Raw genomic sequence first — 14,952 nt, forward strand, 5'->3', positions numbered from 1 at the left:
GGGCCTGTGGCTGTCCGGAAGCGGGGAGAGGGTGGCCCGCCCTTACAGGCTGAAGCTCCGGTAGGTGATCGGCGTCTCGGCCGTTCCGCCGTCCGCCGCCGCGATGTCGCCCAGCCGGCCGTGATGCTCCGACAGATCGCACACCGGGTCGGCGTTGTCGGCGTTGCCGGTCAGCGCCAGCGCCTGGCAGCGGCAGCCGCCCCAGTCGATCTCCTTCTGGTCGCAGCTCCGGCAGGGCTGCGGCATCCAGTCGGTGCCGCGGTAGCGCTGGAAGGCGGTGGAATTGGCCCAGATGTCGGCCAGCGGGCGCTCCGTCACCCGATCAAACGTCAGGCCGGGGATCGTCTCGGCGGCATGGCAGGGCAGGACCGCGCCGCTGGGCGTGACGTTCAGGAATTTGCGGCCCCAGCCGCCCATGCAGGCCTTCGGGCGCTTGGCGTAATAGTCGGGCACCACATAATCGACGACCAGCCGGCCCTTCAGCTCCGGCAGGCGGGCGCGCACCCGCTCGTCCATGCGGACCAGCTGCTCGCGGGTCGGCATCAGGGCGGCGCGGTTTTTCAGCGCCCAGCCGTAATACTGGACGTTGGCGATCTCAATGCGGCCCGCCTTCAGCTCCAGCGCCATGTCGATGAAATCGTCCACCCGGTCGATGTTGTGGCGCTGCACGATGGCGTTGACGGTCAGCGCCATGCCAACGTCGGTGACCGCGCGCGCCACCTCCAGCTTCTTCGGCTGGCCGCCGGGGAAGCCGCTGATCAGTTCGGCCTTGGCGGGCTGCGTGTCCTGGAAGCCGATCTGCACATGCTGGAGCCCGGCGTCGCGCAGCCGTTCCAGCCGCGCCCGGTCGAGCAGAACCGCCGAGGTGATCAGGTTGGCGTAGAGCCCGGCCGCGGTGGCGTGGGCGATCAGCGCCTCCAGGTCCTTGCGCGCCGTCGGCTCGCCGCCGGAAAAATGCACCTGGATGATGCCGAGGTCCGCAGCCTCGTCGAGCACGCGGCACCAGGCGGCGGTGTCCAGCTCCCGGCTGGCCGGGTCGAGCGCCAGCGGGTTGGAGCAGTAGGCGCAGCGCAGCGGGCAGCGGTGCGTCAGTTCCGCCAGCAGGGCCAGCGGCGGTTCCAGTCCGGTCGTGGCGCCACAGAAGGTCATCGGGTCAGGAACCCTTTCGCAATCATGTCGCCCAACAACTCCAACACATCCGCGGCGATCTCGTCCCGCGACGCGTCGAATTGCGCGGCCAGCGTCCCGATGGCCGTGGCCACCGTCACCGGAGGCTGGCCCGCCTGGGATGATGCGGTGACCGCGCGCACCACCTCCAGCGCCACCTCGTCCAGGATCAGCACGCGCTCCGGCCCCAGAAGCTGCCAGTGGCCGCGCACCCGGTCCTGGCGGAGCATGACGCCGGGGGCCAGCCGGACCCGGTCCTCCTCGGTCACACCGTCCGTCATCGCCGGTAGACCGTCGGTTCCATGTCGTCCGGAACGAAGGCGCCGGGCGGGATCAGGGCGGGCGACACATAGGCGTGGTGCAGCGCGTCCAACTGCGCCCACAGAAGCTCCGCCTTGTGGCGCAGGGCGGCGATCACCTGTTGCTGCTGCTCCGGCGTCCGGGCGTTGTCGAGCACGTAGTCGAGCCCGAACTCGACGTCGCGCGGCGCCTCGTCCAGCCGCTTGCGGAAGTAGGACAGGGTGGCGTCGTTGGCGAAGGCGTAATAGGCCTCGAACCCGGCGATGCGCTCGCGGTGGATGGCCGGGGCGAACAGCTCGGTCAGGGACGAGGCGACGGCCTCCAGCGTCGACTTGCTCGACACGAAGTTGACATAGGAATCGACGGCGTAGCGGGTCGCCGGCAGGATGCCCCTCAGCGAGGTGACATAGTCGCGGTCCAGACCCAGCCCGTCGGTCAGGCGCAGCCAGCGCTCGATCCCGCCGACCTTGCCTTCCTCGCGCTCCCGGCTCTCGCCGAAGCCGTCATGGTCGAGCACGCGCTGGATCCAGATGCGGCGCAGCGCCGGATCGTCCATCCGCGCCATCAAGGCCAGATCCTTTCGGGGAATGCAGACCTGATAGTAGAAGCGGTTCAGCGCCCAGGCCTGGACCTGCCCGCGCTTCAGCTTGCCGCCGTGCAGCAGTTTGTGGAAGGGGTGGAGGTCGTGGTACTGGCGCTCGCCGATGGCGCGCAACTCGCGTTCCAACTCCTCGCGCGACAGCGCTGACGTCATAGCGTGAACTCCATCCCGTCGTGGGCGATCTCCCAATCTTCGGCGGTGGCGGCGGCCCGCTCGGGCGAGTCGTCCAGCAGCGCCGGGTTGGTGTTGTTGATGTGGACGAAGACCTTGCGCCGCACGCCCAGCCCCGCGAAGGCGGCGATGGAGCCGTCCGGGCCGGACATCGCCATGTGGCCCATGCGCTGGCCGGTCTTGCTGCCGGTGCCGGCGCGGATCATTTCGTCGTCGGTCCAGGTGGTGCCGTCGAACAGCACCAGCGGCGCCCCGCGCAGCCGGTCGGCCAGCCAGCCCGGCATCGCCGAGCAGCCGGGGATGTAGAAGAACTCCCCGTCGCCGTTGCGGTCGCGGATGCGCAGCGCCACCGTGTCCTCCGCCACAGAGCCGAAGCCGGCGGCGGTCGGGTCCTCCAGATAGAGCGCGACCTTGCCGGGCACGGCGAAGGCTTCGACCTCGAAGGGGAAGGGGGTTCCGGCGGCGTCGGCGGGCACCCAGGGCCGGTCCAGCGCCATGGCGCGGCGCGGCGCAAGCTCCGGGTTGACCACGCGGAAGACGGCGTTCGCCTCCAGCACGCCGTGCACCCGGTCGGTGGCGTAGACGGCCAACGGCTGGGATTCGCGCAGCGTCAGCAACCCCGCCACATGGTCGATGTCGGCGTTGGTCAGCACCGCCGCGGCGATGGGGCTGTGGCGCAGACCGTTTTGCGGATGCAGCGCCGGGTTGGCGAGGATCTGCCGGCCAATGTCCGGCGAGGCGTTCAGCAGAAGCCAGCGCCCGTCGCCGCCGCTGACCGCCAGCGACGACTGGGTGCGCGGACGGGCCGCCAAGTCGCCGGAGCGGGCGCGCCGGCAGCCCGCGCAGTTGCAGTTCCACTGCGGAAAACCGCCGCCCGCGGCGGAGCCAAGGACGAGAATCGTCAGCATCGGGTGTCTTTCCGAGTCAGGCGGCCCGAATCAGGCAATCCAAATCAGGCGGTCCAAATCAGGCGGCGGTCGTCACGCATGGCAACGGGCCGGCGCTCAGAGACGGGCGCAGGCGTAGGCGTTGATTTCGGTGCCGACGGGAATTTCGACGATCTGGGGCTTGCGCCAGGTCTTCATGGTTGGGTCCTCCGCGCTTGGATTGGCCTTGGGGTGATTCCCAGGGGCTGTTGCCGCCCGCCGCGGGCGGCCCCGCTAGCGAACGTTAGAACGCTACGGGTACGGGACAAGGTGGTCTATGCGACTTTGGAAGCAGGTGCGCTGCACAACCGGATAGGGTGCTCCGCCGTCCGGGTGTTCTTCCCTGCGTGTTTGCGTCCCAGCGGCCTTGCATCCCCCGGCACGCAAGGCTATCAAGCCCGCGCGCTTCTTTTTCGCCTGGAAAGATCATCCGCCTGGAAAGATCACCCAGCGGACGCGCGCAACGCGGAGGAAGGACAAACATGAGCGCCATTACCGAAATCCACGCCCGCGAGATCCTCGACAGCCGTGGGAACCCGACCGTCGAGGTGGACGTCCTGCTCGAATCCGGCGCCTTCGGCCGCGCCGCCGTTCCGTCGGGCGCCTCGACCGGCGCGCACGAGGCGGTGGAGCTGCGCGACGGCGACAAGGGCCGCTACGGCGGCAAGGGCGTGCTGAAGGCCGTGGAGTCGGTCAACGGCGAGATCTTCGACGCCATCGCCGGGCTGGACGCCTCCAACCAGCGCGCCCTCGACCTCGCCATGATCGAGCTGGACGGCACCCCCAACAAGGGCCGGCTCGGCGCCAACGCCATCCTCGGCGTCTCGCTCGCCGTCGCCAAGGCCTCGGCGGAAGAGGCCGCGCTGCCGCTGTTCCGCTACGTCGGCGGCGCCTTCGCCAACCTGCTGCCGGTGCCGATGATGAACATCATCAACGGCGGCGCCCACGCCGACAACCCGATCGACATCCAGGAGTTCATGGTCATGCCGGTCGGCGCCGAGAGCGCCGCCGAGGCCATCCGCATGGGCTCGGAGATCTTCCAGGCGCTCAAGAAGAAGCTCAAGGACGCCGGCCACAACACCAACGTCGGCGACGAGGGCGGCTTCGCCCCCAACCTCGCCTCGACCGAGGACGCGCTGGGCTTCGTCATGAAGGCCATCGAGGCCGCCGGCTACAAGCCGGGCGACGACGTCATGCTGGCCATCGACGCCGCCTCGACCGAATTCTTCAAGAACGGCAAGTACGAGCTGGCCGGCGAGGGCAAGTCGCTGGCGCCGGAGCAGATGGTCTCCTATTGGGCCGATCTGGTCGGCCGCTACCCGATCATCTCGATCGAGGACGGCATGGCCGAGGACGATTGGGAAGGCTGGAAGGCGCTGACCGACGCCATCGGCGGCAAGGTGCAGCTGGTCGGCGACGACCTGTTCGTGACCAACCCGGCGCGTCTGGCCGACGGCATCCGGAAGGGCGTAGGCAACTCGATCCTGGTCAAGGTCAACCAGATCGGCACGCTGTCGGAGACGCTGGAGGCCGTCGACATGGCCCACAAGGCCGGCTACACGGCGGTCCTGTCGCACCGCTCGGGCGAGACCGAGGACAGCACCATCGCCGATCTGGCGGTGGCCACCAACTGCGGCCAGATCAAGACCGGCTCGCTGTCGCGCTCCGACCGGCTGGCCAAGTACAACCAGCTGATCCGCATCGAGGAGATGCTCGGCACCGCCGCCCGCTTCGCCGGACGCGGCATCCTCAAGGCGTAACGCGCCTTCAGGAGTTCCGCCATGGAAAGCCCCTTCCCGGGAGACCGGGGAGGGGCTTTTTTCTGTGGTCTTCCGGGGTTGCGACCGGTGCGCGGGAGATTTCCAAATCACCACCGTGCAAGGGGCGCGCGCTTCTGGTAAACAGCCGCCATAGTTTCGCCCGCTTGGGCCGGCACCCTCTCAACGACGGCTTTTTCCGCCCGGACAGGACCCCCGACGCATGACCAAGACCACTTCATTCGCCGCTCTGCTGCTCGGCGGCCTGCTGTGCAGCGGTTCCGTCCTCGCGCAGACGGTTTCGCTGCAGGATCGTCTGGACCGGCTGGAGTCGGGGGTGGAGGCGCTGGGCGGGCGCGTCGAGGTGGCGCAGGCCTATCCGGGCAATTCCTACACGCGCGGGCAGACCGCCGAGATCCAGCCGTCCCTGGCCGCGGATTTCGAGGTGCGGCTGCAGAAGCTGGAGCGCGCCCTGTCGGAACTGACCGGGCGCTATGAAGAGGCGACCTATCAGATCTCGCAGATGAAGGACCGGCTGGAGCGGGTCAACAGCGACATCGATTTCCGCCTGAAGGAGCTGGAAAGCAAGGGCGGCGGAGCGGCCAGCGATCCGTTCGGCGGTCCGGCCAAGCCCAGCGCGGCGGCTCCGGCGGCGGCCCCCAGCGCCGCCAAGGCGCCCGAGAAGGCGGCTGACAAGCCGGCGGAGAAGCAGGCCGCCGCCCTGGCGCCGCTGCCCGCCAATTCGACCCCGGAAAAGCAGTACGAGCACGCCTTCGAGCTGCTGCGCCAGTCCGACTACGACAAGGCGGAAAAGGCCTTCAGCGACTTCCTGGCGAAGAACAAGAACCACCAGCTCGCCGGCAACGCCCAGTACTGGCTGGGTGAGACCTATTACGTCCGCAACAAGTTCCAGGACGCCGCCGTGGCCTTCGCCGAGGGCGTGCAGAAGTACCCGAAGAACAACAAGGCGGCGGACAACCTGCTGAAGCTCGGCATGTCGCTGCAGCAGCTGAACCAGAAGAAGGACGCCTGCACGGCCTTCAACCAGCTGATCACCAAGTTCCCCGAAGCGTCGGCGAGCGTGAAGCGCCGCGCCGACACCGAGCGCCGCCGCCTGAACTGCGCCTGACGGGCGCGGTGAGCGAGCCCGCCCCGGCCGGGCCGATTTCGGCACCCGAATTCGCCGTCCGCATGGACCGGCTGGGCGGCTTCGAGGCGCGGCCGCGCGTGGCCGTCGGCGTGTCCGGCGGGGCGGACAGCCTCGGGCTGGCCTTGCTCGTCCAGACTTGGGCGGCGGAGCGGGGCGGGGATGCCCTCGCGCTGATCGTCGATCATGGCCTTCGCGCGGAATCCGCGGCGGAGGCCGCCCGTGTGGGCGGCTGGCTGCAGGCCCGCGGCATCGCCCATGCCATTCTGCGTTGGGACGGCGAGAAGCCGGCGACCGGCATCCAGGAGGCGGCCCGCGCCGCGCGCCACCGTCTGCTGTCCGAGCGCTGCCGGGAGGAGGGCATCCTCCATCTGGCGCTCGCCCACCACCGCGACGATCAGGCGGAGACGGTGCTTCTGCGCTTCGCCCGCGGCTCCGGAATCGACGGGCTGGCTGGCATGGCGCCGGTGCGCGCGGGCGGCGCGGCGCGGGTGATCCGGCCGCTGCTGGACCTCTCCCATGACCGGCTGGTGGCGACCTGCCGCGCCTTCGGCCAGGAGTGGATCGAGGACCCCTCCAACCGCAACCCGCGCTTCGCCCGCGCCCGCCTGCGCGCGGCGGGGGAGGCGCTGGCCGCCGAGGGGCTGGACGCGCCGCGTCTGGCCGACCTCGCGCGCCGGGCCGCCCGCGCCCGCAACGCGCTGGAGGCGGGAACCGCCGCCCTGCTGGCCGAGGCCGTGGAGGTCCATCCCGAGGGGTGGCTGCGGTTGGATCCGACTCCTCTCCTGGGCGCGCCGGAGGAGATCGGCCTGCGCGCGCTGGCCCGCTGCATCGCCGCCATCGGCGGCGCCGCCTATCCGCCGAGGGACGAGGCGGCGGAGCGTCTGCTCGCCGACATCGCGGGGGGACGCTTCCGGGGGCGCACGCTGGGCGGCTGCCGAATCGTGCCGCTGCGGGGACTTCTGATGATCGCGCGGGAACCGGTCGGGGTGACCGAATGGCTGGACCTTACCCCTGGCGGGGAAGTCTGGTGGGATCGCCGATTCGCCGTTCGGCTGGGGCCGGGGGCGAATGGGGCGGTCAGCGTGGCGAAATTGGGGCGGGACGGGTGGCAAACGGTGCGGTCCGCAGGCCCGGATTCGGGCCGCATCGCCCTGCCCGAACCGGTCCGCGAGACGCTGCCGGCGCTGTGGGACGGAAACGGGCTGGCGGTGGTGCCGCATCTGGGCTTCAGGCGGCCCGGATTCCCCCTTTCGGCGGTCGCTTTGCACGCGCCCGGGGTGGTGTTGGCCGGCCCAGCTTTTCCGGTTGTTTCGGACCGTGTCGGCATTATTTAATCTGGGAACGTGCCCGTAAGCCCGGGAGGGGTGGCTCCGCATCGGCCTACCTTTCCGCGCAGGGTTCGCAGAAAGGCTTTCGACGTGAACAATTTCGGCAAGAATCTCGCGCTCTGGATCATCATTGGGCTGCTGCTGGTGGCCCTGTTCAACCTGTTCCAGAGCTCTTCCACGCGCAGCCCGCAGACGACGGTTCCGTTCAGCGAGCTTCTCGCCGAAGTGGACCGCGGCCAAGTGGCCGACGTCACCATCAAAGGAAACCAGGTCTCCGGCCACTTCACCGACGGCCGGTCCTTCAGCACCTACGTCCCGCCCGAAGCCGGGCTGGTCGAGCGGCTGACGCAGAAGAACGTGCGCATCAGCGCCGTTCCGGATGACAGCAACGTGCCCTCGCTGTTCTCCGTCCTGCTGTCCTGGTTCCCGATGCTGCTGCTGATCGGCGTCTGGATCTTCTTCATGCGTCAGATGCAGTCGGGCGGCGGCAAGGCCATGGGCTTTGGCAAGTCCCGCGCGCGCCTGCTGACGGAGAAGGTCGGCCGGGTCACCTTCGACGACGTCGCCGGCATCGACGAGGCCAAGCAGGAACTGGCGGAAATCGTCGAGTTCCTGAAGGACCCGCAGAAGTTCCAGCGTCTGGGCGGCAAGATCCCGAAGGGCGTGCTGCTCGTCGGCCCGCCGGGCACCGGCAAGACCCTGACCGCGCGCGCCGTGGCGGGTGAGGCCAATGTGCCCTTCTTCACCATCTCCGGCTCCGACTTCGTCGAGATGTTCGTGGGTGTCGGCGCCAGCCGCGTCCGCGACATGTTCGAGCAGGGCAAGAAGAACGCCCCCTGCATCATCTTCATCGACGAAATCGACGCCGTGGGCCGCCATCGTGGCGCCGGCCTGGGCGGCGGCAACGACGAGCGCGAGCAGACCCTGAACCAGCTGCTGGTCGAGATGGACGGCTTCGAGGCGAACGAGGGCGTCATCCTCATCGCCGCGACCAACCGTCCGGACGTGCTCGACCCCGCGCTGCTGCGTCCGGGCCGCTTCGACCGTCAGGTCGTCGTGCCGAACCCGGACGTGCTGGGCCGCGAGAAGATCCTCAAGGTCCACATGCGCAAGGTGCCGCTGTCCCCGGACGTCGACGCCAAGGTGATCGCGCGCGGCACCCCGGGCTTCTCGGGCGCCGACCTCGCCAACCTCGTCAACGAGGCCGCGCTGCTCGCCGCCCGCATCGGCAAGCGCGTCGTCGGCATGGCCGAGTTCGAGGCCGCCAAGGACAAGGTCATGATGGGCGCGGAACGCCGCTCCATGGTCATGACCGAGGACGAGAAGAAGCTGACCGCCTATCACGAGGCCGGTCACGCCATCGTCGCCATCCACCAGCCGGACAGCGATCCGGTGCACAAGGCCACCATCATCCCGCGCGGCCGCGCGCTCGGCATGGTGATGCGCCTGCCGGAAGGCGACCGCATCTCGCTGTCCCAGGCCAAGCTGCACGCCGACCTGCGCGTCGCCATGGGCGGCCGCATCGCGGAAGAGCTGATCTTCGGCAAGGACCGCGTGACCACGGGCGCGTCGGGCGACATCAAGATGGCGACCGACATGTCGCGCCGCATGGTCACCGAGTGGGGCATGAGCGACAAGCTGGGCCCGCTGCTCTACGGCGAGCCGACGCAGGAGGTCTTCCTCGGCCACTCCGTCACCCAGCACAAGAACATGTCCGACGCCACGGCCCGCACGGTGGACGAGGAAATCCGCCGGATCGTCGACGAGGCGTACGGCGAGGCCCGCCGCATCCTGACGGAGAACATCGACCAGCTGCACACCATCGCCAAGGGCCTGCTGGAGTATGAGACCCTGAGCGGTGAGGACATCGCCCGCCTGCTGCGCGGCGAGCCGCTGATCCGCAACGACGAGCGGGAAGGCTTCTCTCCGGCCCCGCCGAAGCAGCCGACCCCGACCTCGGGCCGCCGCCCCTCGGTGCCGACCACTAAGGAAAGCGGCGGAATGGACCCGGAGCCCCAGGGGACCTGATCTCCGGCATCCGATCCGCACCGCTGCTTCGTTCAGAGAAACCGGCGCTCCGCAAGGGGCGCCGGTTTTTCTTTGCCGGCCGCTTCCCCGGCGTTTTCCGAGGCATCTTCCGGCTGTACGTGCGTCCCGTACGTCTTGGCGGAACCGACCGGCGGGGCCATCGTGTTGAACAGGGTCGCCTCCACCGAAAGCGCCGCCGATGCTGTTCCTGCCCATCTACGACGACAACCCGACGCGGCGGACGCCGGTCGTCACCATGGCGCTGATCGCGCTGTGCGTGATGGTGTTCCTGTGGCAGCTCTCGCTGGGCGCGCGGGGCGGAAACCTCGCCGTCTATTCCTTCGGCCTCGTCCCGGCGGTGCTGTTCGGCTATGCGGACCTGCCGGAACCGTTGCGGGTCGTTCCGCCCTGGATGTCCATCATCACCTCGATGTTCATGCATGGTGGCTTCCTGCACCTCGCCGGCAACATGCTGTACCTCTGGATCTTCGGCAACAACGTCGAGGACAGCATGGGGCGGGGCCGCTTCGTGGTCTTCTACCTGCTGTGCGGAACGGCGGCGGCGCTCGCCCAGAGCTTCGCGGCCCCGACCTCCCAGGTGCCGATGGTGGGGGCGAGCGGGGCCATCGGCGGGGTGCTCGGCGCCTATCTGGTGCTGCACCCGCGGGCCAATGTCGGCGTCTTCTTCTGGTTCATCATCATCGTGCGCGTCATCAGCGTCCCGGCGGTGCTGGTTCTGGGCTTCTGGTTCGTCGGCCAGATCCTGAGCGGAGTCACCACCCCGACCTCCGACGACAGCGGCGGGGTGGCCTTCTGGGCGCATGTGGGCGGGTTCGTCATGGGGGCGGCGCTGATCCCCTTCTTCAAGCGCCCCGAGGTGCGGTTGCTGGAGCCGCCGCACAGCCGCGCCTTCGCGGTCGTGCCGCCCGGCACCCGGCTGCGCCGTGGCAGCGTGCCGGAAGCCGGTGACCGCCACCGTCCCTTTCGCTAAACGATAGAGAAAAACTATTGATGTGTTCGGATCGTTCGATTGGACCTTTCGCCGCTCGGCACGCATGCTGAGGCTGCACAAAAACGGCGGCGTTCGGGAGTTCCACGATGACCAAGACCTTCAGCTTTGCCTGCATCCACTTCACGGTGGCTTTCACGGTCGGCTATCTGATGACCGGCAGCATCGCGGTGGGTGGCGCGCTGGCGCTGGTGGAGCCGCTGTGCAACACGGTGGCCTATCACCTGCACGAGCGGGCCTGGGCGGCCCATGAGCGGCGCAAGGTGCTGGCGGCCGAGGCGGAGCCGGCGGAAGGGGCCGCCGTTCCTGCTTGAAAGGAGCGGTAAAACCCCTCTCCTGTGGAACAACAGGAGAGGGGCAGTCGGAGAGGCTCAACGCGACCGCAGGTAGGCCAGCACCGCTTCCGGAGCGGATTCGCCGTAGGGGTCGCCGCCCTCGCCGGCGTCGTTGATGCCCGGCTCCTCGAACAATTTCTCGATCACGCCGTCGGTCACCACCATGGCGTAGCGCCAGCTCCGCATGCCGAAACCGACATGGTCCTTGTTGATCAGCATGCCCATGCGCCGGGTGAAATGGCCGGAGCCGTCGGGGATCAGCTTGACGTTCTTCACGCCGAGATGCTTGCCCCACTGGAACATCACGAAGGCGTCGTTGACGCTGAGGCAATAAACCTCATCGACGCCCAGGTCGCGGAACTCGGGATAGAGCGCGTCGTAGGTCGGCACCTGCTGGTTGGAGCAGGTCGGGGTGAAGGCGCCCGGCAAGGAAAAGACGACGACGCGCTTGCCGGCGAACAGGTCGTCGCTGCTGACGTCCTGCCAGCGGAACGGGTTGGGGCCGCCGACGCTTTCGTCGCGCACGCGGGTCTTGAACACGACCGAGGGGACTTTGCGTCCTTCCATGAGGGTCTCCGGATCGAAGGGAAGCGGTTGGTGTGGGATGGCCTGAAGCTTAGCCCTTCAACGGATTGACGAAAACCGGCCGGAGCCGCCTGCGCGGTCTTGTCTCAGCCGGCTTCGTGGATCAGGGGAGAAGCGCCTCCGCGAAGGGGCGGAAGGCGCCCTCCGTCACCAGCCGTTTCGCCGCCGCGATGTCCGGTGCCATCGCACGGTCTTCCGTCCACACCGCCACGCGGGCGCGCAGCAGCCCCCGAGCGCGCTCCAGCGCGGGGGAGGAGGCCAGCGGCGCCCGCAGGTCGATCCCCTGGGCCGCGGCCAGAAGCTCCACCGCGACGATCCCCGCCAAATTGTCGGCCATGTCCGTCAGGCGGCGGGCGGCGTGGGTCGCCATGCTCACATGGTCCTCCTGGTTGGCCGAGGTGGGCAGGCTGTCCACGCTGGCCGGGTGGGCCATCTGCTTGTTCTCGCTGGCCAGCGCCGCCGCAGTGACCTGGGCGATCATGAAGCCGCTGTTCAGCCCGCCATCGGCCACCAGGAAGGGCGGCAGGCCCGACAGGTGGGTGTCCATCAGCAACGCGATCCGCCGTTCCGACAGCGCCCCCGTCTCGGCGATGGACAGGGCCAGCACGTCAGCGGCCATCGCCACCGGCTCGGCGTGGAAATTGCCGCCCGACAGGATGTCGCCGCTGTCCGGGAAGACCAGCGGGTTGTCGGAGACGGCGTTGGCCTCGCGCTCCAGCACGCCCGCGGCGAAGCGCAGATGGTCGAGCACCGCGCCCATCACCTGGGGCTGGCAGCGCAGGCTGTAGGGGTCCTGCACCGTCTCGTGCCCCTCCCGGTGGGAGTCGCGGATGCCGCTGCCCTGGAGGAGGGAGCGGTAGACGGCGGCCACGTCGCGCTGACCCGGCTGGCCGCGCAGCTCGTGGATGCGGGCGTCAAAGGGGCCGTCGCTGCCGAGGGCGGCATCGACGCTGAGGGCCCCGGCGACCAGGGCGGCGGCGAAGCCGTCCTCCGCGGCGACCAGCCCGGCCAGACCCAGCGCGGTGGACACCTGGGTGCCGTTCAGCAGGGCCAGGCCCTCCTTGGCTTCCAGCGTCAGCGGCGCCAGCCCGGCGCGGGCCAGCGCCTCGGCGGCGGGCAGCCGCTCGCCGTCCACGTCGGCCTCGCCCTCGCCGATCAGGACGCCGGTCAGGTGGGCCAGCGGCGCCAGATCGCCGGACGCCCCGACCGACCCCTTGGCCGGCACCACCGGCAGGACACCCCCGTTGTAAAGCGCCAGCAGCGCCTCGATCACCGCCATGCGCACGCCGGAATGGCCGCGCGCCAGCGCGTTGACCTTCAGCGCCAGGATCAGCCGGACGACGCCCGGCGGCAGGTCCGGTCCGGTGCCGGCGCTGTGCGACAGGACCAGCCGCCGCTGCAGCTCCCGCACCTGATCCGGAGGAATGCGCTTCTTCGCCAGCAGGCCGAAGCCGGTGTTGACGCCATAGACCGCGCGCTCCCCGCCCGCTGCCTCCGCCACCGTGCGGGCCGAGGCGTCAATGGCGGCGCGGCAGCCGGGCGTCAGGGCCAGGACCGGCGGGTCGCGCAGGATGCGGCGCAGGTCGGGCAGGGCGAGACGGCCGGGGTCGATGGTCAAGGTGTCGGTCATGCGGCGTTCCTTCAAGCGGGGCGGCGCGAAACGGGGTGAACAGGGCTGTCCTTCACATGAGGCGTCCTTGTCGTTTGCGCAAAGGGGGTGGTTTTCAGTGGCATTCCTGTGATGTCCCTCAATCTTCAGATTTCATTTACCAAAAACGCGCCAACTGACCTCGCCTGCATCCAGTGGGCACTGCCGCAAACGGTGACAATTGGAGGGCTGTAAATGCCTCGCCTGTTTTCTCGCGGGTCTGAAAAGACCAATAAAGACATGGCTCACGGGGGACGCTATTTCACCCGGGTACTCGTTGGTGCATTTGTCTTCAGCGCCACCATCAATCTTCTGATGTTGGCGATGCCGCTTTATTCACTTCAGGTCTTCAGCCGGGCCATTCCGTCCGGAAACATCGACACGCTGGTCATGCTGACGGTCATCGTCGTGATGGCCCTGACGCTGAGCGCCGCCATGGAAACGGTGCGGGCGCGCATCCTGGCCCGCGCGGGCAACGCGCTGGAGGTCACCTGGCGCCGCCGGCTGACCGCCGACGTGCTGGACGCCTCGGGCCGCGGCCGCCCGGACACCGCCCCGGTCAGCGACCTCATGGAGGTCAAGGGCGCGATGAGCCGCCCGTCGCTGCCGGCCCTGATGGATCTGCCCTGGGTGCCGCTGTACGTCATCGGCATCTACCTGATCCACCCGCTGCTCGCCGTGATCCTGGTCGCCGCGATGGTCATCATGACGGCGCTGGGTTATCTGAGCAACTGGGCGGTGCGCCACTTCGCCGAGGACAGCAAGGCCCCGGCCAGCCGTTCGCAGCGCCTGTTCGACTCCCTGCTGTCGCGGTCGGAAACGGTGCGCGGCCTGCGCATGGGGCCGAGCGCGCTGGATGCCGTGGCCCGCGACGCCATGACCACCTCCGCCCTGCAGGGCCGCTCGACCGAGCGCGCCGCCGCCATCGGCGCCTTCACCAAGTGGGTCCGCATGGTCATCCAGATCGCGGTGACCGGCGTCGGCGCCCTGCTGGTGATCGAGCAGCACCTGTCCTTCGGCGGCATGATCGCCACCTCCATGCTGGTCGGCCGCGCCCTCGCCCCGGTCGAGCAGACCGCCGGCGCCTGGGGCCAGATCCAGAAGTCCTACCAGGCCTTCCGCCGCCTGTTCCCGCTGCTCAAGCGCCTGTCGCTCGAGCCGGAGCGCCCGATGATCCCGGTGGAGCGCGAGCGCCTGACCGTCGAGAACCTCCTGTTCGTCTCCCCCCGCGACCAGAAGCCGATCCTGCGCAGCGTCACGCTGGCGGTCGAGCCGGGCCAGACGGTGTGCATCGCCGGCCCCAACCGCTCCGGCAAGTCGGTCCTGGCCCGTCTGCTGGCCGGCGTGGCGATGCCGTCGGCCGGCACCGTGCGGCTGGGCGGTCTGGCCGTCGCCTCGCTGAACCCGGAAACCCCGGAGCAGGGCATCGGCTACATGGCGCAGGGCGCCGATCTGCTGCCCGGCACCATCGCCGAGAACATCGCCCGCTTCACCGAGACGACGCGGGAGAAGGTCGAGGACGCCGCCAAGCGCGCCGGCATCCATTCCTGGATCGAGAGCCTGCCCGGCGGCTATGACACCGAAGTGACCGACCCGCTGTTCCCGATCACCGGCGCCTCGGCCCGCCTGATCGCCCTGGCCCGCGCCGGCTACGGCCGCCCGTCGCTGATGGTTCTCGACGAGCCGTCGGCCGGCATGGACGAGATCGGCCATAAGGCGGTGCGCGAGTTCATCGTCGAGGCCAAGAACCGCGGCGTCACCACCATCGTGCTGACCCACTCCCCGGCCTTCGTCGACATCTCCGACAAGACCTTCGTTCTGAAGAACGGCATGGCGGTCGAACTGCCGCAACGCCAGCAGGAGCAGCAGGGTCCGAACTGGAGCCGCCTGCGCAACATCGGCCCGGCGCCGGTGCAGAGCGCCGCCGGCTGACGCCGGAATGTCCAG

At 69.2% G+C, this 14,952-nt stretch carries 14 protein-coding genes; 7 read left to right on the forward strand and 7 right to left on the reverse strand.

Annotated elements, in window-relative coordinates; all coding sequences use genetic code 11:
* Positions 1-42 precede the first annotated feature (42 nt).
* The 5 genes from pqqE to pqqA form a co-directional block, all read right to left on the reverse strand.
* A complete protein-coding gene (pqqE, locus tag ABVN73_RS04745; RefSeq protein ID WP_353859146.1) occupies positions 43-1,149 on the reverse strand; it encodes a pyrroloquinoline quinone biosynthesis protein PqqE in 1,107 nt (368 codons plus the stop codon).
* Complete coding sequence (locus tag ABVN73_RS04750) at positions 1,146-1,448, reverse strand: PqqD family peptide modification chaperone (RefSeq protein WP_353859147.1); 303 nt, start codon at positions 1,446-1,448, stop codon at positions 1,146-1,148. The genes pqqE and ABVN73_RS04750 overlap by 4 nt, the downstream gene beginning before the upstream one ends.
* Positions 1,445-2,221, reverse strand: a complete 777-nt coding sequence (pqqC, locus tag ABVN73_RS04755) for a pyrroloquinoline-quinone synthase PqqC (RefSeq protein ID WP_353859148.1) — start codon at positions 2,219-2,221, stop codon at positions 1,445-1,447. The genes ABVN73_RS04750 and pqqC overlap by 4 nt, the downstream gene beginning before the upstream one ends.
* On the reverse strand, positions 2,218-3,147 hold the full coding sequence (pqqB, locus tag ABVN73_RS04760) for a pyrroloquinoline quinone biosynthesis protein PqqB (protein WP_353859149.1): 930 nt from the start codon (positions 3,145-3,147) through the stop codon (positions 2,218-2,220). The genes pqqC and pqqB overlap by 4 nt, the downstream gene beginning before the upstream one ends.
* Before the next feature lie 96 nt (positions 3,148-3,243).
* A complete protein-coding gene (gene pqqA / locus ABVN73_RS04765; protein WP_353859460.1) occupies positions 3,244-3,324 on the reverse strand; it encodes a pyrroloquinoline quinone precursor peptide PqqA in 81 nt (26 codons plus the stop codon).
* 323 nt (positions 3,325-3,647) lie between these two features.
* On the opposite strand from pqqA, the gene eno reads away from it, so the two are divergent.
* The 6 genes from eno (at position 3,648) to ABVN73_RS04795 (ending at position 10,751) form a co-directional block, all read left to right on the forward strand.
* Entirely contained in the window at positions 3,648-4,925 is a 1,278-nt protein-coding gene (eno, locus tag ABVN73_RS04770; protein ID WP_353859150.1) for a phosphopyruvate hydratase, read from the forward strand.
* A 220-nt stretch (positions 4,926-5,145) separates the two neighbouring features.
* Positions 5,146-6,051 (forward strand): tol-pal system protein YbgF, encoded by a 906-nt coding sequence (gene ybgF, locus ABVN73_RS04775; protein WP_353859151.1) that lies wholly within the window; start codon positions 5,146-5,148, stop codon positions 6,049-6,051.
* 8 nt (positions 6,052-6,059) lie between these two features.
* Complete coding sequence (gene tilS / locus ABVN73_RS04780) at positions 6,060-7,406, forward strand: tRNA lysidine(34) synthetase TilS (RefSeq protein WP_353859152.1); 1,347 nt, start codon at positions 6,060-6,062, stop codon at positions 7,404-7,406.
* Positions 7,407-7,490: 84 nt separating this feature from the next.
* A complete protein-coding gene (gene ftsH / locus ABVN73_RS04785) occupies positions 7,491-9,428 on the forward strand; it encodes an ATP-dependent zinc metalloprotease FtsH (protein ID WP_014240204.1) in 1,938 nt (645 codons plus the stop codon).
* Positions 9,429-9,627: 199 nt separating this feature from the next.
* Positions 9,628-10,419, forward strand: a complete 792-nt coding sequence (locus ABVN73_RS04790) for a rhomboid family intramembrane serine protease (protein ID WP_353859153.1) — start codon at positions 9,628-9,630, stop codon at positions 10,417-10,419.
* Positions 10,420-10,526: 107 nt separating this feature from the next.
* Positions 10,527-10,751 (forward strand): DUF2061 domain-containing protein, encoded by a 225-nt coding sequence (locus tag ABVN73_RS04795; protein WP_353859154.1) that lies wholly within the window; start codon positions 10,527-10,529, stop codon positions 10,749-10,751.
* Positions 10,752-10,808: 57 nt separating this feature from the next.
* On the opposite strand, the gene ABVN73_RS04800 is transcribed toward ABVN73_RS04795, so the two are convergent.
* Entirely contained in the window at positions 10,809-11,339 is a 531-nt protein-coding gene (locus ABVN73_RS04800; protein WP_035673199.1) for a peroxiredoxin, read from the reverse strand.
* A 121-nt stretch (positions 11,340-11,460) separates the two neighbouring features.
* The gene (hutH, locus tag ABVN73_RS04805) at positions 11,461-12,987 is read right to left on the reverse strand and encodes a histidine ammonia-lyase (RefSeq protein WP_353859155.1); all 1,527 of its coding nucleotides are present in this window, start codon (positions 12,985-12,987) and stop codon (positions 11,461-11,463) included.
* 258 nt (positions 12,988-13,245) lie between these two features.
* On the opposite strand from hutH, the gene ABVN73_RS04810 reads away from it, so the two are divergent.
* A complete protein-coding gene (locus tag ABVN73_RS04810; RefSeq protein ID WP_353859156.1) occupies positions 13,246-14,937 on the forward strand; it encodes an ATP-binding cassette domain-containing protein in 1,692 nt (563 codons plus the stop codon).
* Positions 14,938-14,952 lie beyond the last annotated feature (15 nt).

It is taken from the genome of Azospirillum formosense (genome assembly GCF_040500525.1).
GTDB lineage: Bacteria > Pseudomonadota > Alphaproteobacteria > Azospirillales > Azospirillaceae > Azospirillum > Azospirillum formosense_A.

Bases quoted from the DNA above. Each gene is read 5' to 3' on its own strand.
- eno (WP_353859150.1), top strand. From the start codon at position 3,648: ATGAGCGCCATTACCGAAATCCACGCCCGCGAGATCCTCGACAGCCGT.
- ybgF (WP_353859151.1), top strand. From the start codon at position 5,146: ATGACCAAGACCACTTCATTCGCCGCTCTGCTGCTCGGCGGCCTGCTG.
- pqqA (WP_353859460.1), bottom strand. From the start codon at position 3,324: ATGAAGACCTGGCGCAAGCCCCAGATCGTCGAAATTCCCGTCGGCACC.
- ABVN73_RS04810 (WP_353859156.1), top strand. From the start codon at position 13,246: ATGGCTCACGGGGGACGCTATTTCACCCGGGTACTCGTTGGTGCATTT.
- ABVN73_RS04800 (WP_035673199.1), bottom strand. From the start codon at position 11,339: ATGGAAGGACGCAAAGTCCCCTCGGTCGTGTTCAAGACCCGCGTGCGC.
- ABVN73_RS04790 (WP_353859153.1), top strand. From the start codon at position 9,628: ATGCTGTTCCTGCCCATCTACGACGACAACCCGACGCGGCGGACGCCG.
- ABVN73_RS04795 (WP_353859154.1), top strand. From the start codon at position 10,527: ATGACCAAGACCTTCAGCTTTGCCTGCATCCACTTCACGGTGGCTTTC.
- pqqC (WP_353859148.1), bottom strand. From the start codon at position 2,221: ATGACGTCAGCGCTGTCGCGCGAGGAGTTGGAACGCGAGTTGCGCGCC.
- hutH (WP_353859155.1), bottom strand. From the start codon at position 12,987: ATGACCGACACCTTGACCATCGACCCCGGCCGTCTCGCCCTGCCCGAC.
- ABVN73_RS04750 (WP_353859147.1), bottom strand. From the start codon at position 1,448: ATGACGGACGGTGTGACCGAGGAGGACCGGGTCCGGCTGGCCCCCGGC.
- pqqB (WP_353859149.1), bottom strand. From the start codon at position 3,147: ATGCTGACGATTCTCGTCCTTGGCTCCGCCGCGGGCGGCGGTTTTCCG.
- pqqE (WP_353859146.1), bottom strand. From the start codon at position 1,149: ATGACCTTCTGTGGCGCCACGACCGGACTGGAACCGCCGCTGGCCCTG.